Origin of the sequence: Actinomycetospora sp. NBRC 106378 (assembly GCF_030269685.1) — a bacterium.
Taxonomy (GTDB): Bacteria; Actinomycetota; Actinomycetes; order Mycobacteriales; family Pseudonocardiaceae; genus Actinomycetospora.
The window spans coordinates 171,217-187,047 of record NZ_BSTT01000005.1; the positions used below are offsets into that span (position 1 = coordinate 171,217).

The 15,831-nt window shown below is 74.9% G+C and carries 16 protein-coding genes; 11 read left to right on the plus strand and 5 right to left on the minus strand.

The genetic code is table 11. From position 1 onward, the window contains the following. Positions 1–4 precede the first annotated feature (4 nt). The 3 genes from QSK00_RS14000 to QSK00_RS14010 are packed head-to-tail and all read right to left on the minus strand — an operon-like array spanning position 5 to position 2,135. On the minus strand, positions 5–436 hold the full coding sequence (locus tag QSK00_RS14000; protein ID WP_285591655.1) for a hypothetical protein: 432 nt from the start codon (positions 434–436) through the stop codon (positions 5–7). 20 nt (positions 437–456) lie between these two features. Next, positions 457–1,398, minus strand: coding sequence for a DUF389 domain-containing protein (locus tag QSK00_RS14005; protein ID WP_285591656.1), 942 nt, complete (start codon positions 1,396–1,398; stop codon positions 457–459). Between the two features lie 29 nt (positions 1,399–1,427). Further along, positions 1,428–2,135: an IclR family transcriptional regulator gene (locus tag QSK00_RS14010; protein ID WP_285591659.1), complete on the minus strand. Its 708-nt coding sequence runs from the start codon at positions 2,133–2,135 to the stop codon at positions 1,428–1,430. Between the two features lie 85 nt (positions 2,136–2,220). On the opposite strand from QSK00_RS14010, the gene QSK00_RS14015 reads away from it, so the two are divergent. The 6 genes from QSK00_RS14015 (at position 2,221) to QSK00_RS14040 (ending at position 8,235) form a co-directional block, all read left to right on the plus strand. Further along, entirely contained in the window at positions 2,221–3,315 is a 1,095-nt protein-coding gene (locus QSK00_RS14015) for a mandelate racemase/muconate lactonizing enzyme family protein (RefSeq protein ID WP_285591660.1), read from the plus strand. 11 nt (positions 3,316–3,326) lie between these two features. Further along, positions 3,327–4,499: an iron-containing alcohol dehydrogenase family protein gene (locus tag QSK00_RS14020; RefSeq protein WP_285591661.1), complete on the plus strand. Its 1,173-nt coding sequence runs from the start codon at positions 3,327–3,329 to the stop codon at positions 4,497–4,499. A gap of 94 nt (positions 4,500–4,593) precedes the next feature. After that, the gene (locus QSK00_RS14025) at positions 4,594–5,598 is read left to right on the plus strand and encodes a flavin reductase family protein (RefSeq protein ID WP_285591663.1); all 1,005 of its coding nucleotides are present in this window, start codon (positions 4,594–4,596) and stop codon (positions 5,596–5,598) included. Positions 5,599–5,747: 149 nt separating this feature from the next. Next, a complete protein-coding gene (locus QSK00_RS14030) occupies positions 5,748–6,911 on the plus strand; it encodes a fatty acid desaturase family protein (protein WP_502872040.1) in 1,164 nt (387 codons plus the stop codon). Positions 6,912–6,958: 47 nt separating this feature from the next. Further along, positions 6,959–7,732 (plus strand): GAF and ANTAR domain-containing protein, encoded by a 774-nt coding sequence (locus QSK00_RS14035; RefSeq protein WP_285591666.1) that lies wholly within the window; start codon positions 6,959–6,961, stop codon positions 7,730–7,732. A gap of 89 nt (positions 7,733–7,821) precedes the next feature. Continuing rightward, positions 7,822–8,235, plus strand: coding sequence for an STAS domain-containing protein (locus tag QSK00_RS14040; protein WP_285591667.1), 414 nt, complete (start codon positions 7,822–7,824; stop codon positions 8,233–8,235). Between the two features lie 22 nt (positions 8,236–8,257). On the opposite strand, the gene QSK00_RS14045 is transcribed toward QSK00_RS14040, so the two are convergent. Then, entirely contained in the window at positions 8,258–9,568 is a 1,311-nt protein-coding gene (locus QSK00_RS14045; protein ID WP_285591668.1) for a PucR family transcriptional regulator, read from the minus strand. A 134-nt stretch (positions 9,569–9,702) separates the two neighbouring features. Here QSK00_RS14045 and QSK00_RS14050 point away from each other — a divergent pair, with 134 nt between their 5' ends. The 5 genes from QSK00_RS14050 (at position 9,703) to QSK00_RS14070 (ending at position 15,397) form a co-directional block, all read left to right on the plus strand. Next, positions 9,703–10,983: an alpha/beta hydrolase gene (locus QSK00_RS14050; RefSeq protein WP_285591669.1), complete on the plus strand. Its 1,281-nt coding sequence runs from the start codon at positions 9,703–9,705 to the stop codon at positions 10,981–10,983. Positions 10,984–11,160: 177 nt separating this feature from the next. Then, positions 11,161–13,227, plus strand: coding sequence for a threonine--tRNA ligase (gene thrS, locus QSK00_RS14055; protein ID WP_285591670.1), 2,067 nt, complete (start codon positions 11,161–11,163; stop codon positions 13,225–13,227). 12 nt (positions 13,228–13,239) lie between these two features. After that, positions 13,240–13,854 (plus strand): HIT family protein, encoded by a 615-nt coding sequence (locus QSK00_RS14060; RefSeq protein ID WP_285591672.1) that lies wholly within the window; start codon positions 13,240–13,242, stop codon positions 13,852–13,854. After that, entirely contained in the window at positions 13,851–14,522 is a 672-nt protein-coding gene (pgsA, locus tag QSK00_RS14065) for a phosphatidylinositol phosphate synthase (RefSeq protein ID WP_285591674.1), read from the plus strand. The genes QSK00_RS14060 and pgsA overlap by 4 nt, the downstream gene beginning before the upstream one ends. After that, positions 14,519–15,397 (plus strand): phosphatidylinositol mannoside acyltransferase, encoded by an 879-nt coding sequence (locus tag QSK00_RS14070; RefSeq protein WP_285591676.1) that lies wholly within the window; start codon positions 14,519–14,521, stop codon positions 15,395–15,397. Before pgsA ends, QSK00_RS14070 begins: the two co-directional genes overlap by 4 nt. On the opposite strand, the gene QSK00_RS14075 is transcribed toward QSK00_RS14070, so the two are convergent. After that, a complete protein-coding gene (locus QSK00_RS14075) occupies positions 15,390–15,815 on the minus strand; it encodes a MarR family winged helix-turn-helix transcriptional regulator (RefSeq protein ID WP_285591677.1) in 426 nt (141 codons plus the stop codon). The two genes, QSK00_RS14070 and QSK00_RS14075, sit on opposite strands and share 8 nt — an antisense overlap. Between the last annotated feature and the right edge of the window lie 16 nt (positions 15,816–15,831).

Sequence of the window (15,831 nt, forward strand, 5' to 3'; positions counted from 1 at the left end):
CACCCTAGCCCGACGCGGCGAGCGCCATCCCCGCCGCGACCACCCCGCCCGCGGTCCACGCGACGACGCGGTACCAGTTGGTGCGCACCAGCCGTGCGAGGACCTCGTCGTCGTAGCCGGCCGACAACCGCTGGTGGCAGGGCACCGAGACCAGCACGGTGACCGCCACCGTCGCCGCCCCGCACACCCCGGCCAGCGCCGCGGCCCAGAACGGGACGCCGTCGGGGCGCCACACGAGCAGCACCGCACAGGTCACGCCCTGCACCGCCCACGGCGCGGACACCGTCCACGCCATGAGGCGGGTGTGCCGGTCGTGCCAGGCCGACCACGCGGCCCGGTCGATCCCGGCGAACCCGGGGTAGACGAGCACCTGGACCACCCAGACGAGCCCGACGCAGAACCAGACGGCGGCGGTGTGGACGACGAGGAGCGGCACCGCACTGCAGTACCCCGGGATCAGCCCTCCGAGAGCCGCCGTCCGAGACCCCGTCGCCGGTAGGTCCGGGTCCGCAGCAGCAGCACCACGGCGGCCGCGACCACGATCCCGACGAGGTTGACCGCCAGCTGCGCGAGCGAGGACAGGCAGCGCGACCAGTCCCCGAGGGTGGCGGCGACGGCCGCGTAGCCCGCCGCGGGCACGGTGGTCACCGAGATGAACACCCCCACGAGGGCGGCCGACTTCGCCGACGTCATCGCGAGCATCCCCGCCGCCCCGGCGAGCAGCGCGACGATGAGCGAGAACGGTCCGACCTGGTAGATGAAGTCGACCTGGTCGGCGCTCTCCAGCGGGCTCACGGTGACGAGGCCCGCGGCCTCCGCCACCACGGCGGCGACGGCGGTCACGACGAGCGCGAGCGGGAAGCCGACACCGAGAGCACGCAGCGCGCGTCCCGCGAGGTCGCCCCGACGACCGACGAGACCGACCGCCAACGCCGCGAGCGGCCCGAACTCCGGGCCGACCACCATCGCCCCGACGATCGTGACGGGGGAGTTGGTGACGACGCCGATCGCCGCGAGCAGGCAGGCGATGATCAGCAGCGCGAGGAAGCTCACCGAGGGCCGCGCCTCCTCGCCGGTCCGGCCGACCAGCTCGTCCCAGACGAGGGCGTCCGACCCGAGCCCGGGGGCCGCCTCCTCGGCACGGTCGGCCGCGTCGGACAGGACCGTCTCCAGCGGTTCGACCGTGATCCCGCCGACCCGGTCCACGCCCCGGTCCGAGAGCGCCGCGAGGACGCCGTCGACGGCCTCCCGGGCGACGTCGGCGGCCACCAGGTCACCCTCCGGTGCGACCGCGGCCCCGCGGGTGAGCGTCAGGTGCGCGGTCCCGGGCGTCGCGCGCAGGCAGTCGACGACCTCGTCGGTCCGGTCCGGGGGGCACACCACCCTGACGTGCAGCACCGCGCGAGACTGCCACGTCGCGAGGGTGCTCAGGCCCCGAGCCGGGCCGACAGGTCGGCGGCCGCCTCCACCGTCGCGGCCACGATCTCGGGCAGCGCCGGGCGCACCCGGCCGACCGGGCCGGAGACGTTGATGGCCGCGACCACACCGCCGTGCACGTCGCGCACCGGGGCGGACGCGCCCGCGAGGCGGCGGTCCAGCTCGCCGTCGACCACCGCGTGCCCGTCGCCGAGGGTGCGCCGGGCGATCGCGGGGTCGAGCCCGGCGGCGCCCAACCGACGGACCAGCACGGCCTCGTCGCGGAAGGCGAGCAGCACCCGGCCGGCCGAGCTGACCTCGACCGGGACGTCGGAGACGTCGAACGCGACCCGCGGCGGTGACCCGTCCCCGGCCACCGTCAGCACCGTCGCGACGGCGTCGCCGTGCAGCCGGCAGAGGTGCGCGCCGACGCCCAACCGCGCGGCGAGCACCGTCAGCACCCGCCCCGCCGTCCGGACCAGCCGCGCCTCGGTGGTGCGGGCGGCGAAGGCGTAGAGCCGCCACCCGAGCGCGTACCGCCGGGTGCGGGCGTCGCGCTCGACGAGGCCCTCCGCGGCGAGGGCGGCGAGGGCGCGCGACACCTGGCTCTCGGTCCGTCCGGTCAGCGCCGCCAGCCGGGCCACGCCCAGGCCGCCGGCCTGTGCCTCGGGTGCGGTGAGGGCGTCGAGCAGGTCGACGTCGCGTCGCAGCCCCTCCACCCGGCCAGGCTACTTGCGCTGAGTGCAAGAGCCGCTTGCCCGCCGTCGGGAGCGCAGGTGCACTGCCACCCGGGAGGTGGCGACCGTGAAGATCACCGACATCCGCATCACGGAGCACGTCGTCGAGCTCGACCCGCCGATGCACGCGGCGTGGGACCCGGACCCGCGGCACACGTTCGCCGCGACCGTGGTGCGGGTGGAGACCGACGCCGGGATCACCGGGATCGGCTCCGGCGACACGATGGCCGGGTTCGCCCCGCACGTCGGTCACTTCCTCGGCACCGACCCGCTCGCGATGGCGGTCCAGGTGCGCCGCATCGAGTCCGTCGCCTTCCACGGCGGCCGCTTCTGGCCGCTCGAGGCCGCCCTGTGGGACGTCGTCGGACAGGCCGCCGGGCTCCCGGTCTCGGTGCTGTTCGGCGGGACCGCCGACCGGCTCCCGGTGTACGCGTCGTGGTGCTCGGTACAGCCCGCCGCGCGCCGGGCGCAGGACGCCGCGGACCTCGCGGCGCTGGGCTTCCGGGCGGTGAAGGTCCGCGTGGACCCGCGGGACCCGGAGCCCGGCATCGCCTCGGTGGCCGCGGTGCGGGAGTCGAGCGACCTCGACGTGCTCGTCGACCTCAACCAGGCCTGGCGCATGGCGGGTGACGTCCGGCCCGCCGTCGAGCTCGTGGAGATCCGGCGGCTGGTGCGCCTGCTCGCCGAGTTCGAACCCGGCTGGATCGAGGAGCCGCTGCCCTACGACGACGTCGAGGGCCACCGGCTGCTGCGCGCCGAGAACCCGGGACTGCGGATCGCCTCGGGCGAGATGTGCGACAACCGGCCCCAGCTCGACGCCCTCGTCGACGCGCTGGACGTGGTCCAGACCGACGTCGTGCTCTCCCTCGGGATGGCACGCACGCGCGCGCTGGCCGAGTCGCTCGCCGCCCGCCACCGCCGCTTCACCCCGCACACCTGGTCCAACGGCCTCGGCCTGCTCGCGAACCTGCACGTCGCGGCCGGGGTGGGCGCGGGCCCGTACCTGGAGTTCCCCTACGACCCCGCCGGCGGCTGGACCCCCGAGCGGCGGGACTTCCTGCTCGCCGAACCGCTGTGGCCCGCCGCCGACGGCACCCTCGCGGTCCCGCAGGCGCCGGGCCTCGGCGCCGTCCTGCACCCCTCGCTGTCGGACGCCTCATGACGGAGCCCTCCATGACCACCGTGCCGGCGAGCGCCTGCGCCTGCCCCGCGACCACGTCGTTCCTGCACGAGCCCGGTCCGGCGGTCGACTCCGGGCCGGGGGCCCTCGCGCGGCTCGGGGACCACGTCCTCGACGTGCACGCCGGCGCGCGGACCGGGGGCGTCGTCGTGGTCACCGACGCGGGCCTGCGGGCGACGGGCATCGTCGACGAGGTCCTCGCCGTGCTCGCCGCGGCGGGCCAGCCGACCGTCGTCGTCGACGACGTCCCCGGCAACCCGACCGTCCCCGCCGTCGAGGCCGGTGCGCGGGTGGTCGCCGAGGCGTTCCCGGCCACCCGCCCGGTCGTCGTCGCGGTCGGCGGGGGTTCGGCGCTCGACGCGGCCAAGGGCATCGCCCGGCTCGCCGCCGACCCCACGGGCCCGGGGCTCCCGCTCATCGCGGTCCCGACCACGGCGGGCACCGGCGCCGAGACCAACGGCTTCGGCGTGCTGGAGGACCCGGTCCGGCGCTGCAAGGTCTACTGCGGCGACACCACGACGACGCCGCGGGTCGCCCTGCTCGACCCGCTGCTGACCCACGGCCTGCCGCCCGGCGCGACCGCCGCGACCGGGGTCGACGCCCTCGTCCACGCGCTGGAGTCGCTGGTCAGCCGCGGCCGCAGCCCGGTCTCCGAGGCCTTCGCCGCCGAGGCGTTGCGCCGCGTGTGGCGGTGGCTGCCGGTCGCCCACGCCGACGGCGCGGACCCCACCGCCCGGGCCGAGATGCTGGTGGGCGCCCACCTCGCCGGGCAGGCGCTCACCCGGTCCGGGCTCGGCCTCGTGCACGGCCTCGGCCACGCCCTGACCGCCCACCACGGTGTGGTCCACGGCCGGGCGCTCGCGATGGTGCTGCCCGAGGTGGTGGCGTGGTCGCTCGACGACGTGGGCGCCGTCGACGCCGGAGCCTGGGCCCGGGTCACCGAGCTGCTCGGCCTGCGCCACCCGGGCGAGCTGCCGGGCGCGCTCGCGCGGTGGACCGACGCCGTGGGCGTGCCGCCCGGCATCGACCGCGCCGCGCTCGGGCCGGGGCCCTCCGGGCTGGAGGTGCTGGCCGCCACGGCCGCCGCCGATCCGGTGTGCCGCAACGCACCCCGGGCGGCCGACCGGACGGCGTTGGCGGGTCTGCTCACACGCTCGGCCCACTGACCCGGCGTGGTTTGTCGAGATGCAACAGAACCCGTGAGGCAGTCGTCGTTTCGGCTGTAGCGACCCGGGCAAGGGCGTCCTTACCGTCGGGAACATGATCGCTGGAGTGCTCGGCCGGGCCACGCGGGCGTTGACGACGCCGCTGCTGCCCGACGACTACCTGGCCTTCGTCAACCCACTGTGGTCGCTGCGCACCCCGCGGGCCCGCGTCGTCGCGACCCGACCGGTCGGTCCGGCGACCACCGAGCTCACCCTCCGCACCGGCGTGGCGTGGCGTGGGCACCGCCCGGGCCAGCACGTCGGGCTCGGGGTGGACCTCGGGGGCCGGCGGCACTGGCGGACCTACTCGATCACCTCGGCCCCCACCGACGAACACCTCACCGTGAGCGTCACGGCCGTGGTCGACGGCTCGGTGTCGACCCACCTCGCGCGGATCGCCCGCCCCGGCGACCTCCTGGGCCTCGGCCCCGCCGCCGGTGGGTTCACCGCCGACGGCCCGCTGCTGATGATCTCCGGCGGCAGCGGCATCACGCCGATGCTCGGCCTCCTGCGCGGCGGCGCCGTCGCGGACGCGGTGCTCGTGCACTCCGGGCGCGGCGGCCACGTGCACGCCGACGACCTCGCCGACCTCCCGGCGACGGTGCACCGCCACGACAGCACCGGCGGGCACCTGCGCCCCGCCGACCTCGACGACCTCGTGCCCGACTGGCGCTCCCGCACGATGCTCGTGTGCGGACCGGCCGGGATGCTCGACGCCTTCTCCACGGCGGCCACCGACGCCGGCGTGCCCTGCGTCGTCGAGCGGTTCCGCCCGCCCGAGCCGGTCGCGACCGGCACCGGGGGGACCGTCACCTTCACGACGTCGGGTGTGGTCGCGACCGCCGACGCCGTCACCCCGCTCCTGCGTGCCGGCGAGGACGCCGGCGCGCTGCTCCCCAGCGGCTGCCGCATGGGCATCTGCCACACCTGCGTCGGGCGACTCTCCGCCGGCGCCGTCCGCAACCTGCACACCGGTGAGCTCGAGACCGCCGACGAGGGCGACGTCATCGTCCGCACCTGCGTCTCGGCCGCCGCCGGCGACTGCGTCGTCGACCTCTGACCTCCGCTCCCCAGCACCGAGGAGACCCCATGACCGCGCTCGACCACCGCCCGCTCACGAACCCGGAGACCATCCCGGAGCACGTGACCCGGATCAACGAGGCCAAGACCCCCACGGGTCCGGGGCGCCCCGGGGCGTCGACCGCGCACATCACGGCGTCGACGGCGCACCTGTCCGTCGAGGACGTCGAGCGCATCGGCGCCGAGCTCGAGGCCATCCGCGAGCAGGTGATGTCCTCCCTCGGGGAGGCCGACGCCCGCTACATCCGCCGCGTGATCCGCACCCAGCGCGGGTGCGAGATCGCCGGGCGCATCCTGCTGCTCGGCGCGCTCTTCCCGCCGGCCCTCGTGGCCGGGACGGCCTCGCTCGCCGTCGCGAAGATCCTCGAGAACATGGAGATCGGGCACAACGTCCTGCACGGTCAGTGGGACTGGATGCGCGACCCGGAGATCCACTCCACCACGTGGGAGTGGGACCACGTCTCCACCGCCTCGTCGTGGCAGCAGACCCACAACTACCTGCACCACACCTACACCAACGTCCACAACAAGGACCGGGACATCGGCTACAACGTGCTGCGGGTCGACCCCGACCAGCCGTGGCACCCGACGTACCTGTTCCAGACGATCACGAACCTGGGCCTCGCGCTCATCTTCGAGTACGGCATCGCGGCCTTCGACCTCGAGCTGGACCAGGTCCAGCGCGGCGAGAAGACCTGGGCCGAGAAGATGCCCGAGATCAAGGTGATGCTGCGCAAGGCCGGCAAGCAGGCGCTCAAGGACTACGTGGTCTTCCCGGCGCTGTCCGGGCCGTCGTTCGTGCCCGCCCTGGTCGGCGGCCTGCTCGCCAACACCATCCGCAACGTGTGGTCGCACGCGGTGATCTTCTGCGGGCACTTCCCGGTCGAGGTGGAGACCTTCGACGAGGAGCGCCTGGAGAACGAGTCGCAGGCCGAGTGGTACGTCCGCCAGATGCTCGGCTCGGCGAACATCGAGGGTTCGCCGCTGCTGCACATCATGACCGGCAACCTCTCGCACCAGATCGAGCACCACCTCTTCCCGGACATGCCGTCCAACCACTACGCCCGGATCGCGCCCCAGGTGCGCGACCTGTGCCGCCGCTACGGGCTGCCCTACCACGCGGGCCCGATGTGGAAGCAGTACGGCGGGGTGCTGTGGAAGATCGCGCGGCTGTCGTTCCCCGGCGGCCACGAGACGATCGCGAAGCGTCAGCGGAAGGCGCTGCCGGTGGGCCGGAAGGCCGCGGCCACGCTGCGCCGGCTGCGCGAACGTGCGCTGCCGCACGCCGCCTGAGCTGCGTGCGCGCCCGACCCGCACCCGGTGTTGCCTATGATTCGTCCGTGACGGACGAACGTCGGTGGCAGGAGGATCGGGAGCGGTTCGTGGACAGCAACTCCGACGACGCGCTCGGCCCCCTGGCCGAGCAGTTCATGGCGCTCGGCCAGTCCCTGGTCGGCCCGACCGAGGGCGGCGTGACCGCGGTGCTCGAGCGCATCGTGCAGGCCGCGCGCGAGGTCACCGGGGTCGACGTGGTGTCGGTGACGCTGCGCGAGGACGACGGCTTCACCACCCCGGTGGAGACCGATCCGGTGGCCACCAAGGCCGACGCCGTGCAGTACGAGGTCGGCGAGGGGCCCTGCGTCGAGGCCACCGTCGAGGAGGGGCTCGGCTACGCGGCCTCGTCCGACCTCGCGCACGACTCGCGCTGGACCCGGTTCGGGCCCGCCGCGGCCGAGCTCGGCCTGCACGCGGTGTTCGCCACCGGGATGTTTCCGGGCGACGCCCACCCGCGGCTCGGGGCGCTCAACTACTACTCCCGGCAGGTGGGCGGTCTCGACGACGTCGACCGCGACATGGCGCTGATCTTCGCCACCCACGCCGCGATCGTGCTCCAGGGCGCCCGGGCCGTCGAGGCCGCCGAGATGCGGGCCGCGCAGCTGCAGGAGGCGGTGCGCTCGCGCGACGTCATCGGCCAGGCCAAGGGCATCCTCATGGAGCGGCGCGGTCTCTCCGCCGACCAGGCGTTCGACACGTTGCGCCGCACCTCGCAGGAGCTCAACGTCAAGCTCCGCGACCTGGCGACGACGCTGGCGTCGCGGCGCGCGGACCTCTGACCGGTTTACGCAGCCCGCGCGTTCGGGCATGCTCGGCCACCCGTGGAGACCACGCGGGACGACAGTCACCGTGTCTCCCGGAGGTTCCCGTGGCCGCCCCCACGCCGTCCGAACTCCCCACCGGCCTCGACGAGCGACGTCGGCACGCCCGATCCGCCGCTGCCCGCCGTGCCGTCGCCGGCATCGGGACCAGCTGGTACGACGACGGGTGCGTCGCGCTCGCCGTCGTCGGGACGGCCGGTCCGGCCCAGGTCCGGGCGCTGCGCGACCTGCGCCCGCAGCTCGCCCGCGAGGCGTGGGCCGAGCTCGTCATCGACCTGGGACACCTCGACGGCGAGTGCGGCCCGGCCCTCGTCCGCGTGCTCGGTCAGCTCCGCGTGCAGCGGCTGACCGCCGGGGCCCGGGTCGAGGTGCACGGCGCCCCGCCGGAGGTCGTCTCCGAGCTCGGCGCCGCGCCCGCGACCGCCTTCACCGTCTCCGACGAGCCGGCACCCGCGCGGTGAGCCCGGCCCGACCCGCCGCCGGTCAACCCTCGACGGCGGGTTCGGGGGCGAAGGCCATGCCGAACCGCAGCGCCAGCGCCACCTCGAGCCGGGCCACCGGGTCGTCCAGCGCCCCCGCGAACGACTCCTTGAGGCGCGCGAGCCGGTAGCGCACGGTCTGGGGGTGCACGTGCAGGGTGCCCGCGGCCTCCGCGACGTCGCCGTGCGCGTCCAGCCACGCCCGCAGCGTCTCGACCGCGCGGTCGCGGGCCGAGGCCGTCATCCGGCGCAGCGGTTCGAGGCGCTGCGCCACCAGGTCCGCGGTGACCGAGACGTCGGCGTGCAGCAGCAGGGCGAGCAGGTGGTCGTCGGAGCGCACGAGCCGCGACGGGGGCCGGTTGCCGCGGGTGGGTCCCTCGACGGGAACGATCTCGCCCGCCGCGACCAGGGGCCAGGCGGACCGGGCCCGCGTGACGGCGCGGGCGATCTGGTCGGTCCCGACCGTCGGCCCCACGACCGCCGTGACCCCGGCGGTGGCCTCGGCCAGGTCGTCGGCCCGGCCGGGTGCCTCCGGGTCGGGGACGACGACGACGCCGAGGCCGTCGACGCGGGCCCCGATCGCATCGGGCGGCATGCGGCGGCACACCGCCTGCAGCGACTCCTCGTCGCAGACCAGCACGGTGAGGCGGCGGGGCAGGGCCCACTCCGCGTCGCGGGCCAGGCGCTCGAGCTCGGGGCCCTCCGGCGGGGGTGTCCGCATCAGCGCCGACACCAGCGCGTGCCGACGGGCCTGCCGGGACCCCGCGGTGAGGCTCTGCTCGTGGGCGTACCCGGCGACCGACGCCGCCGCGAGCTGCTCGGTGTAGGCGAAGAGCGCCTCGGCGAGCCGGAAGATGTCGTCCGGGGTGAGCCCGTAGTCGTCGCTCCCGGCGGAGATGCGCCGCCACAGCACGCGGGTGCCGACGCGGTAGGCGGTCTGCAGCGCGTCCATCGTCCGGCCGTGGCGGTGCTCCACACGGCCGAGCTCGAAGTAGACGCGGGTGTCGGGGAGGTCGGCGTCGGTGCCGAGCAGCTGGAGGAACTGCTCGAGGGCGACCGAGACGCCGCGGCGGATGTTCTGGCCGAACACCCCGTTCATCGACAGGGCGTACTCGGCGATCTGGGCGCGGACCTGCTCGATGATGTCGTCGGAGGTGTCGAGGACGGCGGCCCGCATCCGGTCCGCGGCCGCCGGCGGCACCTCGGCCCACGGGTGGCGGCGCGCGGGGTGGAGGTGGGCGCAGCCGTCGACGGCGCGCAACGGAGGGCGCGCCGCATCCGCGGGGCTCCCGTCCACACTCGCTCCGTCGCTCACGATCGCCATTGTGACCCAGACGCCGCGCCGTGGGGGAGAGTCGGCGATCCGGGACACAGCGCCTGCACAGCCGTACCCGTCAAGGTTCAGGAGGGCGATCGTCGTGGGTACGGGACCCGACGAGGAGGTGGCGCGTGCCGGATGCCGTGATGGGGCCACCCCGGGGCGCGGGGCGGCTCGCGCTGCTCGGCGGGGCGGGGGCCGCGCTCGTCACGACGGCGGGCTTCCGGCCCCTGACCCGTCGCTGGCCCGCCGCGATCGGCGCCTCGCTGCTCGCCGCGTTCGCCACCGAGCTGCCGCGTCCGACGGCCCTCCTGACCGGCGGCGTCGCGCTCGTCGCGGCCCGGCGGGGCGCGGGACGGACGGTCGCCGGTCGGGTCGGGCTGGCACTCGCGGTCGGCTCGGTGGGGGCGCTGCTCACGCTCGACCGCCGGGCCCGGAGGACCGACGGGGTGCTGCGGGACGCGCTCGTCGACGCCTTCGGCGTCACCGGGCCGGAGCCGGAGCCCGCCCGGTGGCTCTCGCCGCGGGCGGTCACCGCCCCGCGGCGGTTCCGGGCGGCGGGGGCGCGGGACGTGTCCTTCGGGCCGCACGGCGTGGCGAACCTGCTCGACGTGTGGCGTCACCCCGACCTGCCCGACGACGCCGGCGCGCCCGTGCTCGTCGAGATCCACGGCGGTGCGTGGTCGTCCGGGCGCAAGGAGGGCGAGGGCAACCCGCTCATGGCGTACCTGGTCTCGCGGGGCTGGGTGTGCGTCACGGTCAACTACCGGCTCGGGCCGCACCACCGGTGGCCGGCGATGATCGACGACGTCCGGGCCGCGCTCGGCTGGGTGCACACCCACATCGCCGAGCACGGGGGAGACCCCGGCTTCGTCGCCGTGAGCGGGGGCTCGGCTGGTGCGCACCTCGCGGCGCTGGCCGCGCTCACCGGGCGCGACGACGACCACAGCCGCGTCGACGCCGCCGTGACGCTCTACGGCATCTACGACCTCACCACCGACGACGGCAGCGGCACCCTCGACGAGCTGCTGGCCGAGACGATGATGTCCGGGACCCCCGCCGGCTGGGCGGGCGCCTCGCCGACCCACCGGGTCTCGGCGGGCGCGCCACCGTTCTTCGTGCTGCACGGCACGGGCGACGCCATCGTGGTCCCGGAGCAGAGCCGCGGGTTCGTCCGGGCGCTGCGCGCGGTGTCGCGCGCCCCGGTGGCCTACGCCGAGCTGCCCCACGCCCAGCACGCCTTCGACGCGCTGCCCACCCCGCGCACGATGCTCGTGGTGCGGGCGGTCGAGGCGTTCCTGGTCGGCGTGCTGGGCCACCGCCCGACCCGACCCGGGGCGGAGGCGCTCGTGGCGGGACGGGGCCCCGGGGGCGCCCCGCCGGTGCCGGCGTCGCCTCCGGGCGGTGCGTGAGGCAGCCTCCCCGGCCCGCCGGCCCGGACGGTGTACCTCTCGCGGACGGCCCGGCACCGGGCGCGGTCGCGACGACGCCACCCCGTCCTGCCGCCCCGAACGAGGTCGACGGCGATCGATAGGCTGGACGCACCGCGGGGGAGACCGTCCGCCGCACGTGATCGCAGGAGTTCCACCGTGTCCTCGCCAGCCTCGCCCGCCTCCACCCAGCACGTCCGGGTCGCCGCGGGCACGACGGCGGGGCAGGCCGTCCGCGAGGCGGGGTTCCCGGGCAGCGGGCCACAGGCCGTCGTCGTCGTGCAGGCCCCCGACGGCACCCTGAAGGATCTGGCGTGGGCGCCGGACGAGGACGTCGACGTCACCCCGGTCGCGGCCGACACCGAGGACGGCCGCGCCGTCATCCGGCACAGTGCCGCGCACGTGCTCGCCCAGGCGGTCCAGCAGAAGTTCCCGGACGCGAAGCTCGGGATCGGCCCGCCCGTCACCGACGGCTTCTACTACGACTTCGCGGTGGAGCGCCCCTTCACCCCCGAGGACCTCGCGGACCTCGAGAAGTCGATGAAGAAGATCATCAAAGCGAAGCAGCGGTTCGCCCGCCGCGAGTACTCCTCGCTCGACGAGGCCCGCGCGGAACTGAAGGACGAGCCGTTCAAGCTCGAGCTCGTCGACCTCAAGGGCAACTCCGACGCCGAGGCCGACGGCGAGATCATGGAGGTCGGGGCGGGCAACCTCACCGCCTACGACAACATCCACGCCCACACCGGCGAGCGGGTGTGGGGCGACCTCTGCCGCGGCCCGCACGTCCCCACCACGGGCTACATCCCGGCCTTCAAGGTCACCCGCAGCGCCGCCGCCTACTGGCGCGGCGACCAGCGCAACGCCCAGCTGCAGCGCATCTACGGCACTGCGTGGGAGTCGCAGGAGGCGCAGGACGCGTACCTGGAGCGGCTCGCCGAGGCCGAGCGGCGCGACCACCGTCGTCTCGGGTCGGAGCTCGACCTGTTCAGCTTCCCGGACGAGATCGGCTCCGGCCTCGCGGTCTTCCACCCCAAGGGCGGGGTGATCCGCAAGGAGCTCGAGGACTACTCGCGGCAGCGGCACGCCGAGGCGGGCTACGAGTTCGTCAACACCCCGCACGCCACCAAGGGCGAGCTCTTCTCGACGTCGGGTCACCTCGACTGGTACCGCGAGGGCATGTTCCCCGCGATGCACCTCGACGCCGAGTACGACGAGGCGGGCGCGCTCAAGCGGCAGGGGCAGGACTACTACCTCAAGCCGATGAACTGCCCGATGCACAACCTGATCTTCCGGTCGCGCGGGCGGTCCTACCGGGAGCTGCCGCTGCGGCTCTTCGAGTTCGGCACGGTCTACCGCTACGAGAAGTCGGGCGTGGTGCACGGCCTGACCCGGGCGCGGGGCTTCACCCAGGACGACGCGCACATCTACTGCACGCGCGAGCAGATGGCCGGCGAGATCGCCTCGCTGCTCGAGTTCGTGCTGAACCTGCTGCGCGACTACGGGCTCGACGACTTCTACCTGGAGCTCTCCACCCGGAACCCGGAGAAGTCGATCGGGTCCGACGAGGCCTGGGAGGAGGCGACCGACGCCCTGCGGGAGGCGGCCTCCAGCTTCGGCCTCGACCTCGTGGACGACCCGGGCGGCGCCGCCTTCTACGCGCCGAAGATCAGCGTCCAGGCCAAGGACGCGATCGGCCGGTACTGGCAGATGTCGACCATCCAGGTCGACCTCATGCTGCCCGACCGTTTCGAGCTCGAGTACACCGCGAGCGACGGGTCCCGGCAGCGTCCGGTGATGATCCACCGCGCGCTCTTCGGGTCGATCGAGCGGTTCTTCGGCGTCCTCACCGAGCACTACGCGGGCGCCTTCCCGGCCTGGCTCGCGCCGGTGCAGGCGGTCGCCATCCCGGTGTCGAACGACCAGGCCGACTACGTCGACGGCATCGTCGGGAAGCTCAAGCGCCTCGGCCTGCGGGTCGAGGCGGACCACTCCGACGACCGGATGCAGAAGAAGATCCGCACCCACACCCTGCAGAAGGTGCCGTTCCTGCTGCTGGCCGGCGGGAAGGACGCGGACGCCGACGCGGTGTCGTTCCGCTTCCGGGACGGCAGCCAGGTCAACGGCGTCCCCGTGGACCGTGCGGTCGAGGCGATCGCGGACTGGGTCGCGCGCCGCGAGAACACCTCGCCCGACGAGGCCTCCTTCGGGCCGCGGGTGGCGGGCTGACGCGATGGGACCGTGGTGACCGACGGGGTGACGCCGGGTCTGCCGCCCCAGCCGGGGCGGCCGGACTCGGGGGTGCCGGTGGAGCACCCGCAGGGTGCCGACGAGCTGGCCGGGGCGGGCACGCCCGACGGTTTCCGCCGGCTCTGGGCGCCGCACCGCATGGCCTACATCGCCGGGGAGCAGGGCACCGGTGAGATCGACGGCGGGTGCCCGCTCTGCGCCATCCCCGGCCGCTCCGACGCCGACGGCCTCGTCGTCGCGCGCGGCGAGCAGGTCTACGCCGTGCTCAACCTGCACCCCTACAACCCGGGCCACCTCATGGTGGTGCCCTACCGTCACGTCGCGAAGCTCGACGAGCTCACCGACGACGAGTCCGTCGAACTGGTGCGGGTGACGCAGCAGGCGATCCGAGCGCTGCGGACGATGTCCTCCCCGCACGGCTTCAACGTCGGGATCAACCTCGGTCACGTGGCCGGGGGCTCCCTGGCCGACCACCTGCACCAGCACGTCGTGCCCCGCTGGGGCGGCGACGCCAACTTCATCACCGTCATCGGCCAGACCAAGGTCATCCCCGCGCTGCTCGCGGAGACCCGGGACCGGCTGGCGGAGGTCTGGACACCGACATGATCAACGACTGGGGCCGCGCGGCCATCAACCGCAGCCTCGAGCCCGCGGGGCACTGGCTCGTGCGCCGGGGCATCCACCCCGACGCGATGACCGTCTTCGGGACGGCGGGTGCCACCGGGTTCGCGATCTGGCTCATCCCGACCGGGCACCTCTTCGCCGCCTCCATGATCGTGTGGGGCTTCGCGATGCTCGACGTCCTCGACGGGGCGATGGCCCGGGCGCGGGGTGTCACCAGTCCGTTCGGCGGGGTGCTCGACTCGCTCTGCGACCGCATCGTCGACGGCACCGTCTTCGCCGGGATCGCGTGGTGGGCGGCGTCGAACGACCGGTGGGTGATCGTGGCGCTCAGCCTCGTCTGCCTCGTCACCGGGCAGCTGATCTCCTACATCAAGGCGCGCGCGGAGGCCGCCGGGCTGGCGGGCGGGGGCGGGGTCGTCGAGCGGGCGGAACGGCTCATCCTCGGCCTGACCGGCATCGGACTCACCGGCCTCGGGCTGTGGTGGGCGGTCGACGTGGCGCTGTGGCTGCTCACGATCGGTTCGGTCGTCACGGTCGCGCAGCGCATCCGGACGGTGTGGGTCAGCGCCCGCGAGCAGTACGGCGCGGCCACCGGCCGGACCGACGTGCCGGCCCTCGACCCGGGCGGCCCCGCCCGGGACGCCGGGTGACGCTCGCCGAACGCGCGGCCGATCTCGGGTACGCCGCGGGCTGGCAGCTGGTCCGCGGCCTCCCCGAACCGGTCGCACGCGGGGCCTTCGACCTCGGCGCGGACCTCGCCGCCCACCGCGGCGGACCCGGCGTGCGGCGCCTGCGCGCGAACTACGCCCGCGTCCGCCCGGACCTCGACGACCACGCCCTCGACGAGCTCACCCGCGCCGGCGTCCGCTCGTACGCCCGCTACTGGCGTGAGGCCTTCCGGCTGCCCGCGATGAACCCGTCGACGCTCGCCGACCAGGTCGACGACGACGTCGTCGGGCGCGAGCACCTCGACACCGCGCTCGCCCGCGGCCGCGGCGCGGTCGTCGCGCTGACCCACTCGGGCAACTGGGACGTCGTCGGCTCCTGGGCGGTGCAGCGCTACGGCGGGTTCGTGACGGTGGCCGAACGTCTGCGTCCGGAGTCGCTCTACCAGCGGTTCGTCGCGTACCGCGAGTCGCTCGGGTTCGAGATCCTGCCGATGACCGGCGGGGAGGCACCGGTCCGCGGCCTGCTCCGGGCGCTGCGGGGCGGCCGGATCGTCTGTCTCGTCGCCGACCGGGACCTGTCCCACCACGGGGTCGGCGTCAACTTCTTCGGGCACCGGGCGGCGATGCCCCCGGGCCCGGCGTCGCTCGCCGCCGCCACCGGCGCCCCGCTGCTCCCGCTCGGCTGCTGGTTCACCGAGCGCGGCTGGGGGTTCCGCATCCACCCGCCGATCACGGTCGGCTCCCGGACCGACGTCGCCACCGCGACCCAGGCGATGGCCGACGCGTTCGCCGAGGAGATCGCCGAGCACCCCCAGGACTGGCACATGCTCCAGCGCATCTGGCCCGACGTCAGGTAGGGGACAGCCGGGCGCGCAGCCCGGCCAGACCCGCCGTCAGGAACGCGACGTCGTCCGGGCCCAGGTGACGACGCAGTTCGTCGGCGACGACCGTCTCGGCGCGCTCGTGGGCCGCGCGGCCGGACGCGGTGGGGACGAGGACCGAGGAGCGGCGGTCCGCGGGGTGGGGTTCCCGGACGACGAGGCCCCCGAGGACCAGGCGGTCGGTGAGCTTGCTGGCCGCGCCGACGGTCACGCGCAGGGCCGTCGACACGTCCTGCACGCGGCACGACGGGACGCGCACCACCGCCCGCAGCGCCTCGACCCGCCCGAGCGGGAGGCCGAGGTCGGCGCGGACCCGCCGGTCGACCGCCTCCCACAGGGCGATCTGCACGCGGACGAGGTCGTCGAAGACGTCGACGACCGAGGTACCTTCCATGGAAGCATTTTCCACG

Bases quoted from the DNA above. Each gene is read 5' to 3' on its own strand.
- QSK00_RS14020 (WP_285591661.1), top strand. From the start codon at position 3,327: ATGACCACCGTGCCGGCGAGCGCCTGCGCCTGCCCCGCGACCACGTCG.
- QSK00_RS14025 (WP_285591663.1), top strand. From the start codon at position 4,594: ATGATCGCTGGAGTGCTCGGCCGGGCCACGCGGGCGTTGACGACGCCG.
- pgsA (WP_285591674.1), top strand. From the start codon at position 13,851: ATGATCAACGACTGGGGCCGCGCGGCCATCAACCGCAGCCTCGAGCCC.
- QSK00_RS14075 (WP_285591677.1), bottom strand. From the start codon at position 15,815: ATGGAAGGTACCTCGGTCGTCGACGTCTTCGACGACCTCGTCCGCGTG.